The following is a 22,988-nucleotide window of genomic DNA, read 5'->3' as shown; positions in this document are numbered from 1 at the left end:
AAGGCCCCGCTCGCAGACGAGCGGGGCCTTCGCACCGGGTGCCCCCGGAGGGATTCGAACCCCCGACCTTCGGTACCGGAAACCGGCGCTCTATCCCCTGAGCTACGGAGGCGTGCTGATCGAGCTTATCAGCGCGGCGAGGGTGTCTCGTACACGTCGGGCGCCGCCGGGAGCGCCGGCTCGGGCTGGTTCTCCGCGGCCTCGACCTGCACGGGGGCCGTGATCTCCGCGATGGCCGCGACGAGGCGCTCCGCGAGATGGGCGTGTCCGGCGTCGGAGGGGTGCCGCGCGCCGCGCTCCGACGTGTCGATGAGCCGCAGGTAGTCGGCGGCCGTGATCCACTCGTCCTGCACGGGCGAGATGTACGGCCATCCGCGGTCCGTCGCGAGCGCCGAGAGCCTGCGGTCGAGCTCCGCCGTCGTGTCCTCGACCGGAAGGATGTGCGGCGCGGGGCCGAGGATGACGATCGCGGCGTCGGGGTAGAGCTCCGCGAGCGCGTCCCATGCCGCATTCACCGCGCCCGCGTAGCGCGACAGGTCCTGTCGGCGGTCGTTGATCGAGCCCTGGACGATGACGAGATCCGGATCGAGCGCGGGATCGAGCGCGGCGATGCGCTCGCCGAAGGCCGGGCCGTCGATCCCCGGCTTGAGGTACCCGCTGCCCCGCACGCCGTCGACGACGGTCTCCCAGCCCTCGAGCTCCCCGAAGCGGTACGCGTACCCGCCCGTCGGGGTCGTCGCCGCCGAGCCGTAGGTCCACGAATCGCCGAAGACGAGCACCGTCGGGTCGTCGGGCAGCGCGATCGTCGCGGTGCTCTCGGCGGAAGCCGCCTCGCGATCGGACGCGCCCGCCGCGTCGGGCACGGGAAGCGGCGCCCAGGGCCGCCAGACCCCGAGCACGAGGGCGGCGGCGAGCAGGAGGAAGCCGATCGCCGCGGCGAGCACGACGGGCCGGCGGGTCGGGTGCGCCGCGGTCATGCGAACGAGGATAAGCACTCGGCGTGGCCACACCGTGCGTCGTCATAAACTTGTGACGCTATGAACCCGGATTCCCTCGCCGCCGCCCTGCTCGCCGTCCTCTCTCCGATCGCCGAGCGTCGCCGCCCCGAGGAGTCCCTCGACCTGGCCGCCGCCGACGTCGTCTTCGAGCGCCCGAAGAACCGCGATCACGGCGACTGGGCCACGAACATCGCCATGAAGCTCGCCAAGCGCCTCGGCGCGAACCCGCGCGAGCTCGCGCAGGAGATCGCCGACGCCCTCGGCTCGGTCGACGGCATCGCGTCGGTCGAGGTCGCGGGCCCCGGCTTCATCAACATCCGCCTCGACGCCGCCGCGGCTGGGGCCCTCGCGAAGACGATCGTCGACGCGGGCGCGGCATACGGGCGCAACGAGACGCAGGTCGGCAACACGATCAACCTCGAGTTCGTGAGCGCGAACCCCACGGGCCCGCTCCACATCGGCCACACGCGCTGGGCCGCGCTCGGCGACTCGATCGCGCGCGTGCTCAAGGCGAGCGGCGCCGACCTCGTCAGCGAGTACTACATCAACGACGCGGGCGCGCAGATGGACAAGTTCGGCGCGAGCGTGCTCGCGGCGGCCAAGGGGGAGCCGACGCCGGAGGGCGGCTACCCGGGCCAGTACATCGCCGATCTCGCTGCGCACGTCCTCGAGCAGCGCCCCGATCTGCTCGAGCTCGACGACGACGCGCAGCTCGCCGTCGCCCGCGAGCTCGGCTATGCGCGCCAGCTCGAGGAGATCAAGCAGTCCCTCGAGACGTTCAACGTGCACTTCGACGTCTTCTTCAGCGAGCGCACGCTGCACGAGAAGGGCGCCGAGGGCGCCAGCGCGATCGACCAGGCCATCGACCGCCTGGCCGAGCAGGGACACGTGTTCGAGGACGGCGGTGCCGTCTGGGTGCGCACGACCGCGTTCGGCGACGACAAGGACCGCGTCGTCCGCCGCTCCGACAGCGAGATCTACACGTACTTCGCTGCCGACGCGGCGTACTACCTCTCGAAGTCCGACCGCGGCTATCAGCACAAGATCTACCTGCTGGGCGCCGACCACCACGGCTACGTCCACCGTCTCAAGGCCCTCGCGGGCGCGGCGGGCGACGACCCCCAGAAGGACATCGAGGTGCTCATCGGGCAGCTCGTCTCGGTGAACGGGGCGCGCCTGTCCAAGCGCGCGGGCAACATCATCGAGATGGACGACCTCATCTCGTGGATCGGGACGGACGCGCTGCGGTACTCGCTCGCGCGGTATCCCGCCGACTCGCCGCTCGCGCTCGACCCCGAGCAGCTGCGCAGGCGCACGAACGACAACCCGGTCTTCTACGTGCAGTACGCGCACGCGCGCACGGTGAACGTCGCGCGCAACGCCGTGGACGCGGGAGTCGACCGCTCGACGTTCGCGCCCGAGCTGCTCGACCACGAGACCGAGAGCGCGCTGCTCGGCGCCCTCCAGGAGTTCCCCCGCGTCGTGGCGTTCGCCGCCGAGCTGCGCGAGCCGCACCGCATCGCGCGCTACCTCGAGGAGCTCGCCGGCCTGTACCACCGCTGGTACGACAGCTGCCGCGTCACGCCCAAGGGCGACGAGTCCGTCGAGCCCGTGCACGGCACGCGCCTGTGGCTCAACGACGCGACCGGCCAGGTGCTCCGCAACGGGCTCGACCTCCTCGGTGTGAGCGCGCCCGAGCGGATGTGACGTGGCGCGCCGCCGTCGTCCGCTGCGGGCGCTCGTCGCCGTCGGCGTGATCGTCGCGGTCGCGGTCGCGGCGTTCCTCGTCGGCGAGGCGGTCGCGCGCGAGCTCGTGAAGCAGCAGGTGCGCGACGTGATCGTGTCGGAGCTCGCGCTGCCGGCCGACCAGCCCATCGAGGTCGGGGTCGGCGGGCTCGTCATCCCGCAGCTCATCGCGGGCCGGCTCGACGACCTCGCCGTCGCGAGCGACGACGTCGCGGTCGGCGGGCTGTCCGGCGACGTCGCGGTGCGCGCGCACGGGGTGCCTGTGCGGGGAGACGACCTGAGCGCGCTCGGCGGCACCGCCGCCATCCGGATGGACGCGGCGGATGTCGACGCGCTGCTCGCCGCGGTCGGCGGCAGCTGGGCGACGTGGGGGGATGCCGCCGTGCAGCTCCCCGGGCCCGCCGCGCGCCTGTCGACGCACGTGAGCCTGCTGGGCGCGGACATCCCGCTGTCGTTCACCGCCGTGCCGAGCGTGTCGGACGGCGACGTCGTGCTCACCCCCGAGGCGATCTCGATCGGCGACCTCGAGCTGACCGCGGACACGCTCGCGCAGGCGCCGGTCGACCTCAGCGCCCTCGCGCGGCCGTTCACACTGTGCCGCGTCGACGCGCTCCCCGACGGCCTCGAGGTGACCGCGGCCGACATCGACGATGAGCATCTCGTCGTCCGCCTCGCGTTCGCCGACGGCGTCCTCTCTGACCCCGACGCCCTCGCCGCGGCGAGCTGCGGCTGATGCGTCGTCGTGCGTCGTCCCGCGGCACGGGTCGCGCGCGGCGTGCCATAGACTCTCAGTCACCGCGGCGACGTGACCATCCCGCGCCGCGGCGAACCCCCATCCACTGATTGGTGCCCCGTGTCCTCGTCCGCCCTCGCGCCCGAATGGCTCACGTCTCCCGCTGACCCGAACGACCTCGCGCCCGGTGTCTGGCCGGCATCGGCGTCGCGCGACGCGAACGGGGTGCTCGTCATCGGCGGGGTGCCCGCCACGGCGCTCGCGCGCGAGTTCGGGACCCCGGTCGTCGTGATCGACGAGGACGAGGCGCGCTTGCGCGCCGTGCGCACGCGCGAGGCGTTCGCGTCCGCTGCGGCTCGCCGCGGCGGCGACGCGCGCGTCTACTACGCCGGCAAGGCGTTCCTGAGCGCCGAGATCGCGCGGTGGATGGTCGACGCGGGCCTGCGGATCGACGTCTGCTCGGGCGGCGAGCTCGCGGTCGCCCTGGCCGCCGGCGTGGCGCCATCGCACATCGGCTTCCACGGCAACAACAAGCAGGTGTGGGAGCTCGAGCGCGCCGTCACCGCCGGCGTGGGCACGATCATCGTCGACTCGCTCATCGAGATCGAGCGCCTCGCGGCGATCACGGAGCGCCTCGATGTCACGCAGAGCGTGCTCGTGCGCGTCAACAGCGGTGTGCACGCCGAGACGCACAGCTTCCTCGCGACGGCGCACGAGGACCAGAAGTTCGGGTTCCCGCTCAGCGCGGCCGAGGAGGCGGTGGCCCGCATCCGCGAGCTGCCGCACGTGCGCTTCGCCGGCCTGCACTGCCACATCGGCTCGCAGATCTTCGGCGTCGCCGGCTTCCGCGAGTCGGCCTCGCGGCTCGTCGAGCTGCACGAGCGCCTCCTCGCGGGCGGGGAGATCCCGCTGCTCAACCTCGGCGGGGGCTTCGGGATCGCCTACACGCGAGCCGACGATCCCTCGCCCATCGAGGAGCTCGCGGAGGGCATCGTCGGGGCCGTCGCGGACGAGTGCGACGCGCGCGGCATCCCGCTGCCGACCCTCGCCTTCGAGCCGGGCCGCAGCATCATCGGCACCGCGGGCGTCACGCTCTACGAGGTCGGCACCGTGAAGCCGGTCCGCGTGCAGACGCCCGACGGAGAGCGCGACCGCCTCTACGTGAGCGTCGACGGCGGCATGAGCGACAACGCGCGCGGCGCGCTGTACGGCGCTCAGTACTCGGCGCGGCTCGCGTCGCGCGAGGGGATGGACGCTCCCGCGCTCGTGCGCGTCGTCGGCATGCACTGCGAGTCGGGCGACATCGTCGTCGACCACGAGTACCTTCCGGGCGACGTCACGCCCGGCGACCTGCTCGCCGTCCCCGCGACGGGCGCGTACACCGTGCCGCTCGCGAGCAACTACAACCACGTCCCGCGTCCGCCCGTCGTGGCGGTCCGCGGGGGGAGCGCCCGCGTGATCGTGCGCGGCGAGACGATCGACGATCTGCTCGCCCGCGACGCCGGGCTCGACACCGAGACCGGCCTCGCGGCCGGAGAGGGAGAAGGATGATCGACCACCGCACGCTGAGGGTCGCCCTGCTGGGCGCCGGTTCCGTCGGCTCGCAGGTCGCGCGCCTGCTTCTCGAGCACGGCGACGACCTCGCCGAGCGCAGCGGCGCGAGCCTCGAGCTCTCGGGCATCCTCGTCCGCGACCTCGACGCCCCTCGCGACGTCGAGCTCCCGCGCGAGCTGCTCACGACCGACGCCGAGAACCTCATCGTCGGCGCCGACATCGTCATCGAGCTCATGGGCGGCATCGAGCCCGCCCGCACCCACATCCTCACCGCCCTGAACTCGGGCGCCGACGTCGTGACGGGCAACAAGGCCCTCCTCGCCGCTCACGGCGCCGAGATCTTCGACGCCGCCGACCAGGTCGGCGCGTCCGTCTCGTACGAGGCCGCCGTCGCAGGCGCGATCCCGATCATCCGCCCCCTGAAGGACTCGCTCGCAGGCGACCGGATCGTCCGCATCTTCGGCATCGTCAACGGCTCGACGAACTTCATCCTCGACAAGATGGACCGCGAGGGGCTCTCCGCCGAGGAGGCGCAGCGCATCGCGACGGACCTCGGCTACCTCGAGGCCGACCCGACCCTCGACCTCGAGGGATACGACGCGGCCCAGAAGGCGGCCATCCTCGCGAGCCTCGCGTTCCACACCGAGGTCGCGATGGAGCACGTGCACCGCGAGGGCATCGAGTCGATCACGGCCGACATGATCGAGGGCGCGCGCCGCGCGGGCTTCGTCATCAAGCTCCTCGCCGTGTGCGAGCGCCTGCCCGGCGCCGAAGGGGAGGACGAGTCGATCTCGGTGCGCGTGTATCCCGCGCTCATCAGCCGCGACCATCCCCTCGCGACGGTGCACGGCGGCAACAACGCCGTGTTCGTCGAGGCCGAGGCGGCGGGCCCCCTCATGTTCTACGGCGCGGGAGCGGGCGGCGTGCAGACCGCGTCGGCCGTGCTCGGCGACGTCGTCTCGGCCGCCCGCCGCCACATCGCCGGCGGCGTGGGCGTGGGGGAGTCGGCGCGCCAGAGCCTGCCGACCGCCGAGATCGGGCGCATCACGACGCGCTACCAGATCACCCTCGAGGTGTCGGACGAGCAGGGCGTGCTCGCGACGATCGCGGGCATCCTCAACGACGGCGGCGTCTCCGCGGCGACCGTCGAGCAGACCGTCGATGACGAGGGCACCGCCCGCATCGTGATCGGAACCCACAGGGCTCGGGAGCAGGCGCTCAGCGACACCGTCGCCCGCCTCGCTCAGAGCGATGTCGTCGAGCGCGTGGCCTCGGTGCTGCGCGTGGAAGGAGAATGACCATGGCCCACGTCTGGCGCGGAGTGATGCGCGAGTACGCCGACCGTCTGGGCGTCACCGACGCCTCGACCGTCGTGACCCTCGGCGAGGGCGGCACGCCGCTCATCCCGGCACCCGCCCTGTCGCAGCGCACGGGCGCGGATGTCTGGATCAAGTTCGAGGGCATGAACCCGACCGGCTCGTTCAAGGACCGCGGCATGACCGTCGCGCTCTCGCGCGCCGTCGAGCACGGCGCGAAGGCCGTCATCTGCGCGTCGACCGGCAACACGTCGGCCTCGGCCGCGGCGTACGCCGCACACGCGGGGATCACCGCGGCGGTCCTCGTGCCCGAGGGCAAGATCGCCATGGGCAAGCTCAGCCAGGCCGTCATCCACGGCGGCCAGCTCATCCAGATCCGCGGCAACTTCGACGACTGCCTCGAGATCGCGCGCGAGCTCAGCGAGAGCTACCCCGTGCACCTCGTGAACTCGGTCAACCCCGACCGCATCGAGGGCCAGAAGACCGCGGCGTACGAGATCGTCTCGCAGCTCGGCGACGCCCCCGACTTCCACTTCATCCCGATCGGCAACGCCGGCAACTACACCGCCTACTCGCGCGGGTACGTCGAGGACGCCGAGGCCGGCACGTCGACGCGCGTGCCGCGCATGTTCGGCTTCCAGGCCGAGGGCTCGGCGCCGATCGTCCGCGGCGAGGTCGTGAAGAACCCGGAGACGATCGCCACGGCCATCCGCATCGGCAACCCCGCCTCGTGGGAGCTCGCCCTCGCGGCGCGCGAGAAGACCGACGGGTACTTCGGCGCGGTCTCCGACTCGGCCATCCTCGCCGCGCAGCGGCTCCTCGCGAGCACGGCCGGCGTGTTCGTCGAGCCGGCGTCCGCGATCGGCGTCGCCGGTCTCCTCGAGCGCGCCGAGGCGGGCGCGATCCCCGCGGGCTCGCGCGTCGCGATCACCGTCACGGGGCACGGGCTCAAGGATCCGCAGTGGGCGCTCAAGCAGGAGGACGGCTCGGAGGTGACCCCGACGGTCGTCGACGCCTCGACCTCCGACGTCGCCGACGTGCTCGGGCTCGCTCCCGTCGGAGCGCCCGCGTGACGCCAGCCCGGCGCTCGGTGCACGTCCGCGTGCCGGCCACGAGCGCCAACCTGGGCCCCGGGTTCGACACCCTCGGCCTCGCGCTGTCGGCGTACGACGAGCTCACCGTGACGGCCCTGCCGGAGGGCGAGCTCGAGATCGAGGTGACCGGCTCGGGCGCGGAGGAGATCCCCCGCGACGAGTCGCACCTCATCGTGCGCGCCATCCGCCACGTCTTCGCCGATGCGGGGCGCCCCGCGCCGGGCCTGCGGCTCGTCGCGCACAACGGCGTCCCGCACGGGCGCGGACTCGGCTCCTCGGGCGCCGCCGTCTCGGCCGGCGTGCTCGCCGCGAAGGGGCTCCTCGAGGGCGACGTCGAGCTCTCCGAGAACGACCTCCTCCGCCTCGCGACCGAGCTCGAAGGACACCCGGACAACGTCGCACCCGCCCTCTTCGGCGGGCTCACGATCGCGTGGGTCGACGAGCGGGGCCCGCAGCACAAGAAGCTCCTCGTGCATCGCGGCGTCGCGCCCGTCGTCTTCGTGCCGGAGACGACCATGTCGACGTCCCTCGCACGCAGCCTGCAGCCCCTGCAGGTGCCGCGCGAGGACGCCGTGTTCAACGTCTCGCGCTCGGCGCTCCTCATCGCAGCGCTCACGCAGAGCCCCGAGCTGCTGCTCGCCGCGACAGAGGACAAGCTCCACCAGAACTACCGCGCCGAGGCGATGCCCGAGACGCACCGGCTCGTGCAGGCGCTGCGCGCGGCGGGCTTCGCGGCCGTCGTCTCGGGCGCGGGCCCGAGCGTCCTCGTCCTCGCCGACGGCCCCGGCCGCCGCGTCGAGGCAGCCGAGCTCGTCGCCCGCGTCGCGGACACCCCGTGGGACGCCCTCATGCTCGCCGTCGATTTCAAAGGTGGTACAGTGAGGGACATCCCGGTGGGTGCTGAATAGCACGTTCGAAGCCACCGTCGCAATTCTGCGAAGCCCCCGCACGATCCCCGCCGTCTCCGAGACCGGCCGAGATCCACGCGCGTCGTGGCGCGCGTCACGCGAATCCCGCCAGTGCGGTTCGGGTCATGCCACGCAATACCGACAGGAGTACTCGTGGAGCCGATCTCCGAGATCCAGAACGACGCCGTCGGCGGAGAAGAGACCCTCTTCGACGCGCAGCCCGAGGCGCAGGCGACCGAGACGTCGCCCGCCGAGAGCCCGCAGGCCGACGCCCAGCCCGCCGCAGATGCGGCACCCGCCGAGGAGGCGCCCGCCAAGCCCGTGCGCAAGCGCGCGCCGCGCCGCGTGAAGTCGGCCGGCACGGCCGACGCGGCCGTCGAGGCGCCCGGCGAGGAGGCCCCCGCGGCCGAGGAGGCACCCGCCGCTGACGAGGCGCCCGCGGCTGAGGAGGCGCCCGCGAAGCCGGTGCGCAAGCGCGCGCCGCGCCGCACGAAGAAGGCCGACCCCGTCGTCGAGACGCCGGCAGAGGAGGCCCCGCAGGCCGACGCGGCGGCATCCGCCGACGCCGCGGAGGTCGTCGAGGTCGCCGAGCAGGCGGTCGAGACCGCTCCCTCGCCCGAGGCCATGGACGAGGCGCCGACCGCGGAGGAGACCCCCGCCGACGAGGCGACGTCCGCTGAGGGGACGCCGGCCGCCGACGAGACGGCCGCTGACGAGACGGCCGCCGCGGAGGACGCCGTCGAGGTGCCCGCCGAGGACGCCGAGAAGCCCGCCGAGCAGGCCGACGCCGCCCCGGCGGAGCAGGCCGAGGGCGAGCAGGCCGAGGGCGGCCGTGGCCGTGGCCGCAACCGCCGTCCGGTCCGCAAGGCCGAGCCGGCCGCCGAGGAGGCGCCCGCCGACGCGCAGGGCGACGCCGACGAGGCGTCCGACGCCGCACGCGCCGAGGGCGGCCGCGAGAGCGAGCGCTCGGAGGAGAGCACCGGCCGCCGAGGCCGCAACCGCAACCGCCGAGGCCGCAACAAGGGCAACGGCGAGGCACAGGGCGACGACGCCCGCGCGACGCAGGACGACGCCAACGACGAGGGCGACCGCGGGGACCGCGGCGGTCAGCGCCAGGGGCGCGGCCAGGCACAGGCCCAGGCGCAGAACGAGGGCCGTGGTCGCGCGCGCAACAAGCGCCGGGGCGGCGCCGACGACGAGTTCGACACCGAGATCGGCGAGGACGACGTCCTCATCCCGATCGCGGGCGTTCTGGATGTGCTCGACAACTACGCGTTCGTCCGCACCACGGGCTACCTCCCGGGGCACCAGGACGTCTACGTCTCGCTCGGCCAGGTGAAGAAGTACCACCTCCGCAAGGGCGACGCGATCGTCGGCGCGATCAAGCAGCCGCGCGAGGGCGAGTCGACGGGCCGGCAGAAGTACAACGCGCTCGTCAAGGTCGACTCGATCAACGGCCTGTCCGTCGAGGACGCCGCGAACCGCGTCGAGTTCGGCGACCTCACGCCGCTCTACCCGCAGGAGCGCCTCCGCCTCGAGACCGCGCCCGAGAAGCTCACGCAGCGCATCATCGACCTCGTCGCGCCGATCGGGAAGGGCCAGCGCGGCCTCATCGTCGCGCCGCCCAAGGCCGGCAAGACGATCGTCCTCCAGCAGATCGCGAACGCGATCTCGCAGAACAACCCCGAGGCCCACCTCATGGTCGTGCTCGTCGACGAGCGCCCCGAGGAGGTCACCGACATGCAGCGGTCGGTCAAGGGCGAGGTCATCGCCTCGACGTTCGACCGTCCCGCGGAGGACCACACGACGGTCGCCGAGCTCGCGATCGAGCGGGCGAAGCGCCTCGTCGAGCTGGGCCGCGACGTCGTCGTGCTGCTCGACTCGATCACGCGCCTCGGACGCGCGTACAACATCTCGGCCCCGACCTCGGGCCGCGTGCTCACGGGCGGCGTCGACGCGTCGGCGCTCTACCCGCCCAAGCGCTTCTTCGGCGCCGCGCGCAACATCGAGAACGGCGGCTCGCTGACCATCCTCGCCACGGCGCTCGTCGAGACCGGATCGAAGATGGACGAGGTGATCTTCGAGGAGTTCAAGGGCACCGGCAACATGGAGCTGCGCCTCTCGCGTCAGCTCGCCGACAAGCGGATCTTCCCGGCGGTCGACGTCAACGCGTCGTCCACGCGCCGTGAGGAGATGCTCCTGTCGCCCGACGAGGTGAAGATCACGTGGAAGCTGCGTCGCGCCCTCGCGGGCCTCGACCAGCAGCACGCGCTCGGCGTCATCCTCGACAAGCTCAAGGAGACGCAGTCGAACGTCGAGTTCCTCGTGCAGATGCAGAAGTCGATCCCGGCGACGGGCGGCCGCGGCTCGGGCCACGAGAACGACATCCGCTGACGCGGGCGGGGGAGCACGCGTGTTCGAGTCCGTCCAGGCGCTGATCGACGAGCACCGGCGGGTGCAGGAGGAGCTCTCCGACCCCGCCGTGCACGCCGACGCGGCGCGCGCCAAGCGGGTCAACCGGCGCTACGCCGAGCTCAGCCGCATCGTGCGCGCGCACGAGGAGTGGATCGCCGCGGGGGAGGACCTCGAGGCCGCTCGCGAGCTCGCGAAGGAGGACGACGCCTTCGCCGAGGAGGTGCCGGCACTCGAGGAGCACCTCGCGCAGGCGCAGGAGCGGCTGCGGCGTCTCCTCATCCCGCGCGACCCGGATGACGCGCGCGACGTGATCATGGAGATCAAGGCCGGCGAGGGCGGCGCCGAGAGCGCCCTCTTCGCGGCCGATCTCCTGCGCATGTACATGCAGTACGCGGCGTCGAAGGGGTGGAAGACCGAGCTCCTCGAGCGCGACGAGTCCGACCTCGGCGGCTACAAGAACGTGCAGGTCGCCATCAAGGGGTCCTCGAACGACCCCGCGCAGGGCGTGTGGGCGCATCTCAAGTACGAGGGCGGCGTGCACCGCGTGCAGCGCGTCCCCGCGACCGAGTCGCAGGGGCGCATCCACACCTCGACGACCGGCGTGCTCGTCTTCCCCGAGGTGGACGAGCCCGAGGAGATCCACATCGACCCGAACGACCTGAAGATCGATGTCTTCCGGTCGTCCGGACCCGGCGGCCAGTCGGTCAACACGACCGACTCGGCGGTGCGCATCACGCACGTGCCGACCGGCATCGTCGTGTCGATGCAGAACGAGAAGTCGCAGCTGCAGAACCGCGAGGCGGGCATGCGCGTCCTCCGCGCGCGTCTGCTCGCCAAGCAGCAGGAGGAGCTCGCGGCCGTCGCGGCCGATGCGCGCAAGTCGCAGATCCGCGGCATGGACCGCTCGGAGCGCATCCGCACCTACAACTTCCCCGAGAACCGCATCGCGGACCACCGCACGGGATACAAGGCGTACAACCTCGACCAGGTGATGGACGGCGCGCTCGAGCCCGTCGTGCAGTCCTGCATCGAGGCCGACGAGGCCGAGCGCCTCGCGTCGCTCGGGGAGTGATCTCGGCCGGCTGACGCCATCCGTCGCCCCGTTGGGCGGGGTGTCGCCCCGTTCGGGTCGCGGTTTCCGTCCGTATTGGTCGGTTGGGGGCCGCGAAGTGCGACCTGGGCGGGTGTCGCCGTGTCGGGGTCGCGGTTTCCGGCCGTATTGGTCGGGTTGAGGCCGCCAAGTGCGACCTGGGCGGGGTGGCGCCCCGTTCGGGTCGCGGTTTCCGTCCGTATTGGTCGGTTGGGGGCCGCGAAGTGCGACCTGGGCGGGTGTCGCCCTGTCGGGGTCGCGGTTTCCGTCCGTATTGGTCGGTTGGGGGCCGCGAAGTGCGACCTGGGCGATCACCGCCGTGGACGAAGGCGGTGCGGCGATCGTGCGGGAGGATGGTCGGATGGACATCCACGAGCTGAGCGCCGTCGAGCTCGCGGCGGCACTCCAGCGCGGCGAGGTCGCGCCGCGCGAGGTCGCGACGCACTTCCTCGACCGGATCGCCCGACTCGACGACGGCCTCGGGGCCTTCACCGAGGTGACGGCCGCGCGGGCCCTCGCGGCCGCGGATCGGCTCGGACGGCCCGACCCGACGCGCCCCCTGTGGGGCCTGCCTCTCGCAGACAAGGACCTCACCGCGCGCGCCGGAGTGCCGACCCGCTACGGATCGCGAGCGTTCGCCGCGTACGTGCCCGTGGCATCCGACCCGCTCGCGGTCGCGCTCGACGAGCTCGGAGCCGTGAGCCTCGGGAAGACCAGCACCCCCGAGTTCGGCATGACCGGCTACACCGAGTCGCGCGTCGCCCCGCCCACGCGGAACCCGTGGGACCCGGCGACGGGCGCCGGCGGGTCGAGCGGCGGGGCGGCCGTCGCGGTCTCGGCCGGCCTGCTGCCCGCAGCTCCCGCCTCGGACGGCGGCGGGTCCATCCGCATCCCCGCCGCGACAGTGGGGGTCGTCGGGATCAAGCCGTCGCGCGGCCGCCTGCCGATCGGATCGGGGCTCGATGCGCCGGGCGGGCTTTCGGTCGCCGGCCCGATCGCCCGCACCGTCGAGGACGCGGCGTTCCTGCTCGACGCGCTCGCGGCATCCGCTCCCTACACCTACGCGACGCGCGCACCCGGACGCGGCCCGTTCGCCGCGGCCGCCCGGTGCGACCCTGGCCGACTCCGCGTGGGCATCACGACCGTCACGCCGTGGGACGGATGGACCGACACGGCGCTCGATCCCGCCGCGCGCGCGGCGCTCGACCGCGGGATCGAGCTCCTCGAAGCCGCGGGGCACGATGTCTCGGATGCGAACTGGCAGCCGCGCGGGTACCCCGAGCTCTTCACGACGATCTGGCGCGCCTCCGCTGCGCGGATCCCCGTGGCCGACGATCGCCTGGACCTCGACCTCGAGCCCCTCACGGCGTGGCTCGTTCGCGAGGGGAGGGCGCTCGCGGCTGAGCGCGTGCTGGCCGCATATGCCGCCGCGACCGTGTTCGAGCGGGAGACGATCGCGGCGTTCGCGCCGTTCGACGTCGTCCTGACGCCCGCGCTCGCGCAGTCGCCGCGCCCCGTGGGATGGTACGACCAGGACGATCCCGAGCGGAACTTCGCGCAGCAGTGCTCCTATGCGCCGCACACGAGCTTCGTGAACGTGAGCGGGCTGCCCGCGCTCACGGTGCCGCTGCTGCCCGACGCGTCAGGGCGCCCCGTGAGTGTGCAGCTCATCGGACGCCCAGGCGGCGAGGGCACCATCATCGCCGTTGCGGCGCAGCTCGAGGCCGCGCGCGGGCCCCTGCCGCGCCCGCCGGTCGCGGCCTGACGGCCATCCGCTCGCGTGGTTCGCCGCATTTCGCGACGAAACGCGGCGCCTCGCGGAGGCCGGCGTCGAGCAGCGGTCAGATGCTGTACTCGGGCGCCATGAGGATGAGGCGCGCGTCCTCGCCGGACCGGCGGGCCCGCGCCTTCGCGGGGATGCCGACGAGAACCGTGTCGGCCGGAGCGCTGCGGGTGACCACGGCGTTCGCGCCGATCATCGAGCGGTCGCCGATCACGACGGGTCCGAGGACCTTGGCTCCCGCACCGACGGCGACGCCGTCGCCCAGCGTGGGGTGGCGCTTGCCGCCGTCGTGGGTGCGGCCACCGAGCGTGACGCCGTGGTAGAGCATGACGTCGTCGCCGATCTCGGCGGTCTCGCCGATCACGACGCCCATGCCGTGGTCGATGAAGAACCGGCGGCCGATCACGGCGCCGGGATGGATCTCGATGCCGGTCAGCCAGCGCGTGAGCTGCGAGCCCGCGCGCGCGACGAACCGGAGGCCCCGGATCCACAGGCCATGCCAGAGACGATGCGCCCAGATGGCGTGGAGGCCGGGGTAGAGGAGGGCGATCTCGAGCGCGGAACGCGCCGCGGGATCCCGACGCCGGGCGGCATCGAGATCCTCGCGGACGCGACTCCAGAACGACATCGGGCGGTCAGTCCTCGCGCAGGTCCTCGAACAGGGCCGTCGAGAGGTAGCGCTCGCCCGTGTCGGGGATGATCACGACGATCTTCTTGCCGGCGTTCTCGGGGCGCTTGGCGACCTCGATCGCGGCCCAGGCGGCCGCGCCCGACGAGATGCCGACGAGCAGGCCCTCGTTCGCGGCGAGCGCGCGCGAGGTGGCGATCGCGTCGTCGAACTCGACCGTGACGACCTCGTCGAACACCTCGGTGTCGAGGATCGGGGGCACGAAGTTCGGGCCGATGCCCTGGATCTTCGCCGGGCCGGGGGTGCCCTGCGACAGCAGCGGCGAGGCGCTCGGCTCGACCGCGACGACCTTCAGGTCGGGGTTGCGCTCCTTGAGCACCTGCCCGACGCCCGTGATCGTGCCGCCCGTGCCGATGCCGGCGACGAAGATGTCGACCTGGCCGTCGGTGTCGCGCCAGATCTCCTCGGCCGTGGTCTTGCGGTGGATGGCGGGGTTCGCCTCGTTCGCGAACTGCTTCGCGAGGATGGCGCCGGGCGTCTCGGACGCGATGCGCTCGGCCTCCGCGACGGCGGCCTTCATGCCGCCGGCGGGGTCGGTGAGCACGAGCTCGGCGCCGAACGCCTTGAGGAGCACGCGGCGCTCCTTCGACATCGAGGCCGGCATCGTCAGGATGACCTTGTAGCCGCGGGCGGCGCCGACGAGCGAGAGGGCGATGCCCGTGTTGCCGCTCGTCGCCTCGACGATCGTGCCTCCGGGCTTGAGCTCGCCCGACTCCTCCGCCGCGTTGATGATCGCGATGCCGAGGCGGTCCTTGACGCTCGAACCGGGGTTGAAGTACTCGAGCTTGGCGTACACCTCGGCGCCCGCGCCCTCGACGACGCGGTTGAGGCGGACGAGCGGGGTGTTGCCGAACGCGGTGGTGACGTCTGCGTGGATACCGGTCATGACGGCCTTTCTGCGGAGGAGATCCTGCGATCGGCTTCACATTAGGGCACAACGCCCGGGGCGCCGCGCGACGGCGTAACCGAGTTACGCCGTCCGTAGACTGGACGGGCCATGACGCCCCCTGCCCCTCGGCCTGCCGCCGCCTCCGTCCGCTCCGCTCTGTCGGAGGCCGCCCGGATCCTCGCCGACGCGGGGGTGCCCGACCCCGACGTCGACGCCGAGCTCCTGCTCGCGCACGTGCGCGGCGAGAGCCGCGGGGGAGTGCAGGCCGCGGTGATCCGCGGCGATGCGCTCGCCCCCGAGCACGCGGCGGCGTTCGAGGCCCTCGTCGAGCGCCGCGCCGCGCGCGTGCCGCTGCAGCACATCACGGGCGTCGCGCACTTCCGGCACCTCGACCTCGCGGTCGGCCCCGGGGTGTTCGTCCCCCGTCCCGAGACCGAGATGGTGGCCCAGCTGGCGATCGACGCGCTCCGCGCCGACCCCTCGCCCGAGCCCGTCGCCGTCGACCTCGGCACGGGCAGCGGTGCCATCGCGCTCGCGCTCGCGACCGAGGTGCCGCACGCGCGCGTGCACGCCGTGGAGAAGTCACCCGACGCGCACGCGTGGACCCTGCGCAACGCCGAGCGGATCGGCGCCGAGAACCTCCGCATCGTCCTCGGCGACCTCGCCGACGCGCTCCCCGAGCTCGACGGCACCGTCGCGGTCGTCGCCTCCAATCCGCCGTACGTCCCCGACGACGCCATCCCGCGCGACCCGGAGGTGCGCCTGCACGACCCTGCCGCGGCGCTCTACGGCGGGCCGGACGGCCTCGACGTCGTGCGGGTCCTGAGCCGGACGGCCGCGCGCCTCCTGCGCCCCGGGGGCGTCCTCGTCATCGAGCACGGCGAGTGGCAGGGCGCGCCCATCCGCGATCTCCTCACGGCCGACGGATGGCGCGGAGCCGCGACCCATCCGGATCTCACGATGCGCGACCGCGCGACCACGGCCATCCGCGGCTGACCGCCTGCCGCACCCGTTCGGGCGCCGCCGCGGCGTCGCGACCGGCGTTCCCAGCGGCGTCGCCGTAGACTTGACCCGCTATGTCCCCCCTCTTCGATCTGCGCGACGAGACGCAGCTCCTCCCCGGCATGCGCCAGGCCCGTCAGGCGATTGCCCGCGGCGAGCTCGTCGTCCTCCCGACCGACACCGTGTACGGCGTCGCGGCCGACGCGTTCAGCCCCGAGGCCGTGCAGCGTCTGCTCGACGCGAAGGGGAGGGGGCGCCAGCAGCCGCCGCCCGTGCTCGTGGCGGGCGAGGACGCGATGCGCGCTCTCGTCGAGGAGGTGCCCGAGGCCGTCCAGCGCCTCGTCTCGCGCTTCTGGCCCGGCGGCCTCACGATCGTGCTCCCTGCCCAGCCGTCCCTCAGCTGGGACCTCGGCGAGACGCACGGCACCGTGGCGGTGCGCATGCCCGACCACCGGCTCACCCTGGAGCTGCTGACCGAGACCGGTCCGCTCGCCGTCTCGAGCGCGAACCTCACGGGGCGCCCCGCCGCCGTGACGATCGACTCCGCGATCGGCATGCTCGGCGAGAGCGTCGCGGTCTACCTCGACGCGGGCGCCTCCGCGACGGGCATCGCGTCGACGATCATCGACGCGACCTCGCTCGTGGGCGGAGTCGCCGACCCGGTCGTCCGCGTGCTGCGCGACGGCGCCGTCACGCGCGCGGAGCTGCGCGACGTGCTCGGCGACCTCCTCGAGCCCGACCCCGAGACCGAGGCCGAGCCCGAGGCAGCGAGCGGCCCGTGAGACAGTACGTCTTCATCATCGTCCTGACGGCCGCGGTCACCTACGGCCTCTCGTGGACGGTGTGGAAGCTCGCGATGCGGTACAAGCTGTACCCCGGCATCCGCGAGCGCGACGTGCACAAGACGCCCACGCCCCGGCTGGGCGGCGTGGCGATGTTCCTCGGCATCGCGACCGCGTTCGCGGTCTCGGCGGCGAACCCGTACTTCGGGATCTTCTGGGACGAGCCGCAGCGCGTGTGGTCGATCCTCGCCGCCGTGACGCTCATCATGCTCGTCGGCGTCGCCGACGACCTGTGGGACCTCGACTGGATGATCAAGCTCGCGGCGCAGTTCCTCGCGGCGGGCATCATCGCCGTGGGCGGCCAGCTGCAGATCTTCTTCCTCCCGTTCGGCGGCATCACGGTGTGGGGGAGCTGGTTCAGCATCGGCGTCACGATCCTCTCGATCGTCATCGCCATGAACGCCGTGAACTTCATCGACGGCCTCGACGGGCTCGTCGCCGGCGTCTGCCTCATCTCGAACGCCGTGTTCTTCGTGTACTCGTACCTGCTCATCCGCGACATCGGCGCGACGAGCTACTTCAACTTCGCGACCTTCATCGCGGCGGTCCTCATCGGCGCCTGCATCGGCTTCCTGCCGATGAACTGGAGCCCCGCGAAGCTCTTCATGGGCGACTCCGGCGCGCTCGTGCTGGGCCTGCTCATGGCCACGAGCGCGGTCGCGATCACGGGTCAGCTGCCTCCGTCGATCGTCGGGCGCGAGGACTTCGACTCGCAGCTCCTCGGAGCGTTCATCCCGATCATCCTGCCGATCATCGTCGTCGCGCTCCCGCTGGCCGACTTCGGCCTCGCCGTCATCCGCCGCATGGGCGCGGGCAAGTCGCCGTTCTCGCCCGATCGCAAGCACCTGCACCACCGGATGCTCGACATGGGCCACAGCGACCGCGACTCGACCCTCATCTTCTACGCGTGGACGTCGATCTGCTCGCTCGCGGTGCTGCTCATGTACATCGCGACGCAGAACGGATGGCCCGGCGACTGGTGGATCGGCATCGCGTTCGGCGGCGTCGGCATCATCGCGTGCCTCGTCGTCACGCTCACCCCCTCGCGCCGCGCGCCGCGCGGCGACGGCGCGGACACCCCCGCCGGCGCACTGACCCCACAGGAGGCCTGATGTCGCCCTCTCCCGTCTCGAGCACGCCCGTCCTGCGCGCGGCCATCCGGTGGAGCGTCATCGCGACGCTCGTCATCGCGATCGTCGGAGGAGCGATCGGCTTCCTCGTCGCGGGGGCGGACGGGCTGTGGTCGGCGCTCGCAGGCGCCCTCGTGGCCGCGGTGTTCCTCATCCTGACGAGCGTGAGCGTGCTCGTGGCGAACCGCTGGTTCGGCGACCCCCTCTACGTGCAGATCTTCTTCGGCATCGTCCTGGGCGGATGGTTCCTCAAGCTCATCGTCTTCATCGGCGCGCTCTTCCTCCTGCGCGGGCAGCCGTGGCTCGAGCCGGTCGTGTTCTTCGTCGCGATCGTCGCCAGCGTCGTCGCGTCGCTCGTCGTCGACGTCATCGTCGTGCGGACCATGCGCATCCCGCACGTGTCCGACGTCGCGCTGCCGGGGGAGGACGCCCCCGACGCCGACGCGCGCTGACGGGCGCCCGCCCGGATTTCTACAGAGCGTCAAAACCTGGGTTCGACCTTTGATAGGCTGGACTCACCTGCGGCCGGTGTGCGGCGCGATGAACGCGACGAGGCCCCGCAGACCCGCTCTCTCATGACAATTCACCGTGCTGGGCACTGCTCCGCGCGAGAAGCTGGAGCCACAGGTTGACTCAGGCAGCGAACCTCATCGCCAAGATCGCTGACGGCGAGGAATTCCACCCGCCGTCGATCGCGGACTTCTTCCCCGAGGGGCTGCTCTTCGTCGGCACGCCGTTCGAGATCACGCGCATCAACCTCGCGCAGTTCCTCGCCACCGCGGTCCTCGTCCTCATCCTCGTGCTCGGCACGCGCCGGATGACCGTGGTCCCCGGCCGCTTCCAGAGCATCGTCGAGATGGGCATGCTGTTCGTGCGCGACACCTTCGCGCACAACATCCTCGGGCGCAAGGACGGCGACCGCTTCCTGCCGCTGCTCATGACGATGTTCTTCATGATCCTGTTCATGAACCTGACGGGCATCATCCCCGGCATCAACATCGCCGGCACGAGCGTCATCGCGGTCCCGCTGCTGCTCGCGGTGGTCGCGTACGTGGCCTTCATCTACGCGGGCATCAAGAAGAGCCCGGCCGGGTTCTTCCGGAACGCGCTCTTCCCGCCCGGGGTCCCGCCGTTCCTCTACATCATCGTCACGCCGCTCGAGTTCCTCTCGACGTTCATCATCCGTCCCGTCACGCTGACGCTGCGACTTCTGATGAACATGATCGTCGGGCACCTCATGCTCGTGCTGTTCTTCTCGGCGACGCAGTTCTTCCTCATCTCGATGGGCGGATGGTGGTCGCTGCTGAGCGTGGGAACGCTCGCGTTCGGCTTCGCCTTCACCCTGTTCGAGGTCCTGGTCGCCGTGCTCCAGGCCTACGTCTTCACGATCCTCACCGCGGTCTACATCCAGCTCGCGGTTGCGGAAGAGCACTGACGGACGACCACACGGTCATCCGCCTTACCGAAAGGAAAAACCCGTGGACGCTACCACGATTCTGGCCGAGGTCAACGGTTCGATCGCGACGGTCGGCTACGGCCTCGCCGCCATCGGCCCCGCGATCGGCGTGGGCATCGTCGTCGGCAAGACGATCGAGTCGACCGCCCGCCAGCCCGAGCTCGCCGGCCGCCTCCAGACGCTGATGTGGATCGGTATCGCCTTCACCGAGGCCCTCGCCTTCATCGGCATCGCCACCGGCTTCATCTTCGGCTACAACTGATCCCTCGCCAGACATTTAAGGAGGCAGGATGCTGAACGCTCTTGTCACTGTCGCCGCCGAGGAAGCCGAGCACAACCCGCTCCTCCCGGCGATGTACGACATCGTCTGGTCCGCGGTGTGCTTCATCATCATCCTCGCGGTGGTGATCTTCGTCGCCATCCCGCGCCTGACGAAGATGCTCGACGAGCGCTCTGCCGCCATCGAGGGCAACATCGCGAAGGCGGACGAGGCCCAGAAGCAGGCCGAGGCCGCCCTCGAGGAGTACACCAAGCAGCTCGCCGAGGCCCGCAAGGAAGCCGGCGACATCCGCGAGGCCGCCCGCGAGGACGGCAAGAAGATCGTCGCCGAGGCCAAGGACACCGCGGTGGCCGAGGCCGAGCGCATCCAGGCGACCGCGCACGCGCAGATCGAAGCCGAGCGCCAGGCGGCGCTCGTGTCGCTCCGCGGCGAGGTGGGCACACTCGCCCTCGACCTCGCTTCGGGCGTCATCGGCGAGACCCTCACGGAGGACCAGAAGGCCCAGGCCGTGGTCGACCGCTTCCTCGCCGACCTCGAGGCATCCGAGAAGGCGGCGAAGTAATGGGCAGCGCGACCACTCAGGCGCTCGCGGTCGGCGCGGAAGCGCTCGACGCGGCGCAGGTCGACCTCGACACGGCGCGCGAGCTGTTCGCCGCGTCGCGTGCCGTCGCCGGCTCGTCCGCGCTGAGCGGCGCGCTCGCAGATCGCGCGGCGACCCCCGAGGCGCGCGGCGCGCTCGTCGCCAGGGCCTTCGGGTCGCTGTCGCCGGCCGCCCAGGGTCTGCTCCAGCAGACCGTCGCGCAGCGCTGGTCGTCGGGCGACGACCTCGTCCTCGGTCTCGAGGAGCTCGCCATCCGCGCGGCCGCCAAGGCCGAGCAGAGCGACGTCGAGGCCGAGCTCTTCCAGGTCGCCCGCATCGTCTCGGCGAACCCGGAGCTCGAGCTCGCGCTCGGCAGCCGGCTCGGCGACGACGCCAAGAAGGGGGAGCTCATCGCCTCCCTCCTCCAGGGACGCGCCAGCGAGGGCACGACGCTCATCGTCTCGTCACTCGTGCAGCAGCCGCGGAACCGTCGCGTGCGCGCGATCCTCTCGCGCGCCATGAAGATCGCCGCCGCGCAGCGCGGCCGCACGGTCGCGACCGTCTACACCGCCGTGCCGCTCTCGGCCGCGCAGAGCGAGCGCCTTGCCGCCGCGCTGTCGAAGCAGTACGGAGGCGCGGTCGCGCTGAACCCGGTGATCGACCCGACGGTCGTCGGCGGCATCCGCATCCAGGTCGCCGACGACGTCATCGACGGCAGCATCTCGTCCCGCCTCGCCGATCTCCGGCAGAGGCTCGCAGGCTGAAAGCTCTCCCGCCCCGGCGGACGGCTCAGGGGTCGCCATCGGCCCCACAACACTAAGGAAGACAATGGCAGACATCACCATCAGCCCCGACGTCATCCGTGACGCGCTGAAGGACTTCGTCGCCGCCTACGAGCCCACCGGTTCCGCGGCGAACGAGGTCGGCACGGTCACCGACGCGGCAGACGGCATCGCCCACGTCGAGGGCCTCCCGGGCGTCATGGCGAACGAGCTCGTCCGCTTCGCGGACGGCACGCTGGGCCTGGCCCAGAACCTCGACGAGCACGAGATCGGCGTCGTCGTCCTCGGCGAGTTCACCGGCATCGAAGAGGGCCAGACGGTCACCCGCACGGGCGAGGTCCTCTCGGTCCCCGTCGGCGAGGGCTACCTCGGCCGCGTCGTCGACCCGCTCGGCAACCCGATCGACGGCCTCGGCGAGATCACCGGCGTCGAGGGACGCCGCGCGCTCGAGCTCCAGGCCGCCGGCGTCATGCAGCGCAAGAGCGTCCACGAGCCGATGCAGACGGGCATCAAGGCCATCGACGCCATGATCCCGGTCGGCCGCGGTCAGCGTCAGCTCATCATCGGCGACCGCCAGACGGGCAAGACCGCGATCGCGATCGACACGATCATCAACCAGAAGGCGAACTGGGAGTCGGGCGACCCGACCAAGCAGGTCCGCTGCATCTACGTCGCGATCGGCCAGAAGGGGTCGACCATCGCCTCGGTGAAGGGCGCCCTCGAGGACGCCGGCGCCATGGAGTACACGACGATCGTCGCGGCTCCCGCCTCGGACCCGGCGGGCTTCAAGTACCTCGCCCCCTACACCGGCTCGGCCATCGGCCAGCACTGGATGTACCAGGGCAAGCACGTCCTCATCGTGTTCGACGACCTGTCGAAGCAGGCCGAGGCCTACCGCGCCGTGTCGCTCCTGCTGCGTCGTCCGCCGGGGCGCGAGGCGTACCCCGGTGACGTCTTCTACCTGCACTCGCGTCTGCTCGAGCGCTGCGCGAAGCTCTCCGACGAGCTCGGCGCCGGCTCGATGACGGGTCTGCCGATCATCGAGACGAAGGCGAACGACGTCTCGGCGTACATCCCGACCAACGTGATCTCGATCACCGACGGCCAGATCTTCCTCCAGTCCGACCTCTTCAACGCGAACCAGCGTCCTGCGGTCGACGTGGGCATCTCGGTCTCGCGAGTCGGCGGCGACGCGCAGCTGAAGCACATCAAGAAGGTCTCCGGCACGCTCAAGCTCGAGCTCGCGCAGTACCGCTCGCTCGAGGCCTTCGCGATGTTCGCGAGCGACCTCGACGCGGCGTCGCGCCGTCAGCTCGCGCGCGGTGCGCGTCTGACCGAGCTGCTGAAGCAGCCGCAGTACACCCCGTACCCCGTCGAGGAGCAGGTCGTCTCGATCTGGGCCGGAACGAACGGCAAGCTCGACACGATCGAGGTGGAGGACGTCCTCCGCTTCGAGCGCGAGCTGCTCGACTACCTCCGCCGCAACACGTCGATCCTCGACACGCTGCGCGACTCGGGCAAGCTCGAGGACGACACGGTGGCCGAGCTCGAGAAGCAGGTCGACAAGTTCGTGCTCGAGTTCAAGCAGGGCGACGGCAAGCACCTCACGGACGCAGGACGCGAGGAGTTCGCGCCGGCCGCCGCCGAGGACGTGAACCAGGAGCGGATCGTCAAGGGCCGCAAGGCGTAACGCCTTCCGGAG

At 71.9% G+C, this 22,988-nt stretch carries 21 protein-coding genes and 1 tRNA gene; 18 read left to right on the top strand and 4 right to left on the bottom strand.

Annotated elements, in window-relative coordinates:
- Window positions 1-39 precede the first annotated feature (39 nt).
- Together ACWXWW_RS00740 and ACWXWW_RS00735 are read right to left on the bottom strand one after the other, a co-directional pair.
- Window positions 40-112: transfer RNA gene (locus tag ACWXWW_RS00740), tRNA-Arg, on the bottom strand.
- A 16-nt stretch (window positions 113-128) separates the two neighbouring features.
- Window positions 129-977, bottom strand: a complete 849-nt coding sequence (locus ACWXWW_RS00735; protein ID WP_324012051.1) for an SGNH/GDSL hydrolase family protein — start codon at window positions 975-977, stop codon at window positions 129-131.
- A 60-nt stretch (window positions 978-1,037) separates the two neighbouring features.
- Here ACWXWW_RS00735 and argS point away from each other — a divergent pair, with 60 nt between their 5' ends.
- From argS to ACWXWW_RS00690, 9 genes are all read left to right on the top strand, one after another.
- The gene (gene argS / locus ACWXWW_RS00730) at window positions 1,038-2,705 is read left to right on the top strand and encodes an arginine--tRNA ligase (RefSeq protein ID WP_455968207.1); all 1,668 of its coding nucleotides are present in this window, start codon (window positions 1,038-1,040) and stop codon (window positions 2,703-2,705) included.
- 1 nt (window position 2,706) lies between these two features.
- A complete protein-coding gene (locus tag ACWXWW_RS00725) occupies window positions 2,707-3,477 on the top strand; it encodes an LmeA family phospholipid-binding protein (protein ID WP_455968206.1) in 771 nt (256 codons plus the stop codon).
- Window positions 3,478-3,597: 120 nt separating this feature from the next.
- A complete protein-coding gene (gene lysA, locus ACWXWW_RS00720; protein WP_455968204.1) occupies window positions 3,598-5,028 on the top strand; it encodes a diaminopimelate decarboxylase in 1,431 nt (476 codons plus the stop codon).
- Window positions 5,025-6,329 (top strand): homoserine dehydrogenase, encoded by a 1,305-nt coding sequence (locus ACWXWW_RS00715; protein ID WP_421075622.1) that lies wholly within the window; start codon window positions 5,025-5,027, stop codon window positions 6,327-6,329. The genes lysA and ACWXWW_RS00715 overlap by 4 nt, the downstream gene beginning before the upstream one ends.
- Before the next feature lie 2 nt (window positions 6,330-6,331).
- The gene (gene thrC / locus ACWXWW_RS00710) at window positions 6,332-7,420 is read left to right on the top strand and encodes a threonine synthase (protein WP_455968202.1); all 1,089 of its coding nucleotides are present in this window, start codon (window positions 6,332-6,334) and stop codon (window positions 7,418-7,420) included.
- Entirely contained in the window at window positions 7,417-8,349 is a 933-nt protein-coding gene (gene thrB, locus ACWXWW_RS00705; protein ID WP_271172240.1) for a homoserine kinase, read from the top strand. Before thrC ends, thrB begins: the two co-directional genes overlap by 4 nt.
- Before the next feature lie 153 nt (window positions 8,350-8,502).
- Complete coding sequence (rho, locus tag ACWXWW_RS00700) at window positions 8,503-10,743, top strand: transcription termination factor Rho (RefSeq protein ID WP_455968201.1); 2,241 nt, start codon at window positions 8,503-8,505, stop codon at window positions 10,741-10,743.
- Between the two features lie 19 nt (window positions 10,744-10,762).
- Entirely contained in the window at window positions 10,763-11,836 is a 1,074-nt protein-coding gene (gene prfA, locus ACWXWW_RS00695; RefSeq protein ID WP_324012044.1) for a peptide chain release factor 1, read from the top strand.
- A 379-nt stretch (window positions 11,837-12,215) separates the two neighbouring features.
- Window positions 12,216-13,619: an amidase gene (locus ACWXWW_RS00690; RefSeq protein ID WP_455968200.1), complete on the top strand. Its 1,404-nt coding sequence runs from the start codon at window positions 12,216-12,218 to the stop codon at window positions 13,617-13,619.
- A 76-nt stretch (window positions 13,620-13,695) separates the two neighbouring features.
- Here ACWXWW_RS00690 and epsC read toward each other — a convergent pair whose 3' ends face one another.
- Together epsC and cysK are read right to left on the bottom strand one after the other, a co-directional pair.
- Window positions 13,696-14,265, bottom strand: a complete 570-nt coding sequence (gene epsC, locus ACWXWW_RS00685; RefSeq protein ID WP_455968199.1) for a serine O-acetyltransferase EpsC — start codon at window positions 14,263-14,265, stop codon at window positions 13,696-13,698.
- 7 nt (window positions 14,266-14,272) lie between these two features.
- The gene (gene cysK, locus ACWXWW_RS00680) at window positions 14,273-15,211 is read right to left on the bottom strand and encodes a cysteine synthase A (RefSeq protein ID WP_271172236.1); all 939 of its coding nucleotides are present in this window, start codon (window positions 15,209-15,211) and stop codon (window positions 14,273-14,275) included.
- 111 nt (window positions 15,212-15,322) lie between these two features.
- On the opposite strand from cysK, the gene prmC reads away from it, so the two are divergent.
- From prmC to atpA, 9 genes are all read left to right on the top strand, one after another.
- Complete coding sequence (gene prmC, locus ACWXWW_RS00675; RefSeq protein ID WP_455968198.1) at window positions 15,323-16,210, top strand: peptide chain release factor N(5)-glutamine methyltransferase; 888 nt, start codon at window positions 15,323-15,325, stop codon at window positions 16,208-16,210.
- Window positions 16,211-16,290: 80 nt separating this feature from the next.
- Window positions 16,291-16,998: an L-threonylcarbamoyladenylate synthase gene (locus tag ACWXWW_RS00670; protein ID WP_271172234.1), complete on the top strand. Its 708-nt coding sequence runs from the start codon at window positions 16,291-16,293 to the stop codon at window positions 16,996-16,998.
- Entirely contained in the window at window positions 16,995-18,170 is a 1,176-nt protein-coding gene (locus ACWXWW_RS00665) for an MraY family glycosyltransferase (protein WP_455968197.1), read from the top strand. Before ACWXWW_RS00670 ends, ACWXWW_RS00665 begins: the two co-directional genes overlap by 4 nt.
- Window positions 18,170-18,640 carry a hypothetical protein gene (locus tag ACWXWW_RS00660; protein WP_282978113.1) on the top strand — a complete coding sequence of 157 codons (471 nt, stop codon included), beginning with the start codon at window positions 18,170-18,172 and terminating at the stop codon, window positions 18,638-18,640. The genes ACWXWW_RS00665 and ACWXWW_RS00660 overlap by 1 nt, the downstream gene beginning before the upstream one ends.
- Before the next feature lie 176 nt (window positions 18,641-18,816).
- Window positions 18,817-19,623, top strand: a complete 807-nt coding sequence (atpB, locus tag ACWXWW_RS00655; RefSeq protein ID WP_271172231.1) for a F0F1 ATP synthase subunit A — start codon at window positions 18,817-18,819, stop codon at window positions 19,621-19,623.
- 43 nt (window positions 19,624-19,666) lie between these two features.
- On the top strand, window positions 19,667-19,906 hold the full coding sequence (atpE, locus tag ACWXWW_RS00650; protein WP_156241867.1) for a F0F1 ATP synthase subunit C: 240 nt from the start codon (window positions 19,667-19,669) through the stop codon (window positions 19,904-19,906).
- Between the two features lie 28 nt (window positions 19,907-19,934).
- Window positions 19,935-20,486, top strand: coding sequence for a F0F1 ATP synthase subunit B (locus tag ACWXWW_RS00645; RefSeq protein ID WP_271172230.1), 552 nt, complete (start codon window positions 19,935-19,937; stop codon window positions 20,484-20,486).
- The gene (locus ACWXWW_RS00640; protein WP_324012035.1) at window positions 20,486-21,268 is read left to right on the top strand and encodes a F0F1 ATP synthase subunit delta; all 783 of its coding nucleotides are present in this window, start codon (window positions 20,486-20,488) and stop codon (window positions 21,266-21,268) included. Before ACWXWW_RS00645 ends, ACWXWW_RS00640 begins: the two co-directional genes overlap by 1 nt.
- Window positions 21,269-21,332: 64 nt before the next feature.
- Entirely contained in the window at window positions 21,333-22,976 is a 1,644-nt protein-coding gene (gene atpA / locus ACWXWW_RS00635) for a F0F1 ATP synthase subunit alpha (RefSeq protein WP_271172228.1), read from the top strand.
- Window positions 22,977-22,988 lie beyond the last annotated feature (12 nt).

The organism is Microbacterium sp. KNMS (genome assembly GCF_053851835.1).
This window is presented reverse-complemented; position numbering and strand designations above follow the sequence as displayed.

What these genes read in the sequence shown, in the direction of transcription:
- ACWXWW_RS00735 (WP_324012051.1), bottom strand. Translation starts at nt 977, where the DNA reads ATGACCGCGGCGCACCCGACCCGCCGGCCCGTCGTGCTCGCCGCGGCG.
- argS (WP_455968207.1), top strand. Translation starts at nt 1,038, where the DNA reads ATGAACCCGGATTCCCTCGCCGCCGCCCTGCTCGCCGTCCTCTCTCCG.
- ACWXWW_RS00715 (WP_421075622.1), top strand. Translation starts at nt 5,025, where the DNA reads ATGATCGACCACCGCACGCTGAGGGTCGCCCTGCTGGGCGCCGGTTCC.
- thrC (WP_455968202.1), top strand. Translation starts at nt 6,332, where the DNA reads ATGGCCCACGTCTGGCGCGGAGTGATGCGCGAGTACGCCGACCGTCTG.
- ACWXWW_RS00690 (WP_455968200.1), top strand. Translation starts at nt 12,216, where the DNA reads ATGGACATCCACGAGCTGAGCGCCGTCGAGCTCGCGGCGGCACTCCAG.
- epsC (WP_455968199.1), bottom strand. Translation starts at nt 14,265, where the DNA reads ATGTCGTTCTGGAGTCGCGTCCGCGAGGATCTCGATGCCGCCCGGCGT.
- cysK (WP_271172236.1), bottom strand. Translation starts at nt 15,211, where the DNA reads ATGACCGGTATCCACGCAGACGTCACCACCGCGTTCGGCAACACCCCG.
- prmC (WP_455968198.1), top strand. Translation starts at nt 15,323, where the DNA reads ATGACGCCCCCTGCCCCTCGGCCTGCCGCCGCCTCCGTCCGCTCCGCT.
- ACWXWW_RS00670 (WP_271172234.1), top strand. Translation starts at nt 16,291, where the DNA reads ATGTCCCCCCTCTTCGATCTGCGCGACGAGACGCAGCTCCTCCCCGGC.
- ACWXWW_RS00660 (WP_282978113.1), top strand. Translation starts at nt 18,170, where the DNA reads ATGTCGCCCTCTCCCGTCTCGAGCACGCCCGTCCTGCGCGCGGCCATC.
- ACWXWW_RS00645 (WP_271172230.1), top strand. Translation starts at nt 19,935, where the DNA reads ATGCTGAACGCTCTTGTCACTGTCGCCGCCGAGGAAGCCGAGCACAAC.
- ACWXWW_RS00640 (WP_324012035.1), top strand. Translation starts at nt 20,486, where the DNA reads ATGGGCAGCGCGACCACTCAGGCGCTCGCGGTCGGCGCGGAAGCGCTC.
- atpA (WP_271172228.1), top strand. Translation starts at nt 21,333, where the DNA reads ATGGCAGACATCACCATCAGCCCCGACGTCATCCGTGACGCGCTGAAG.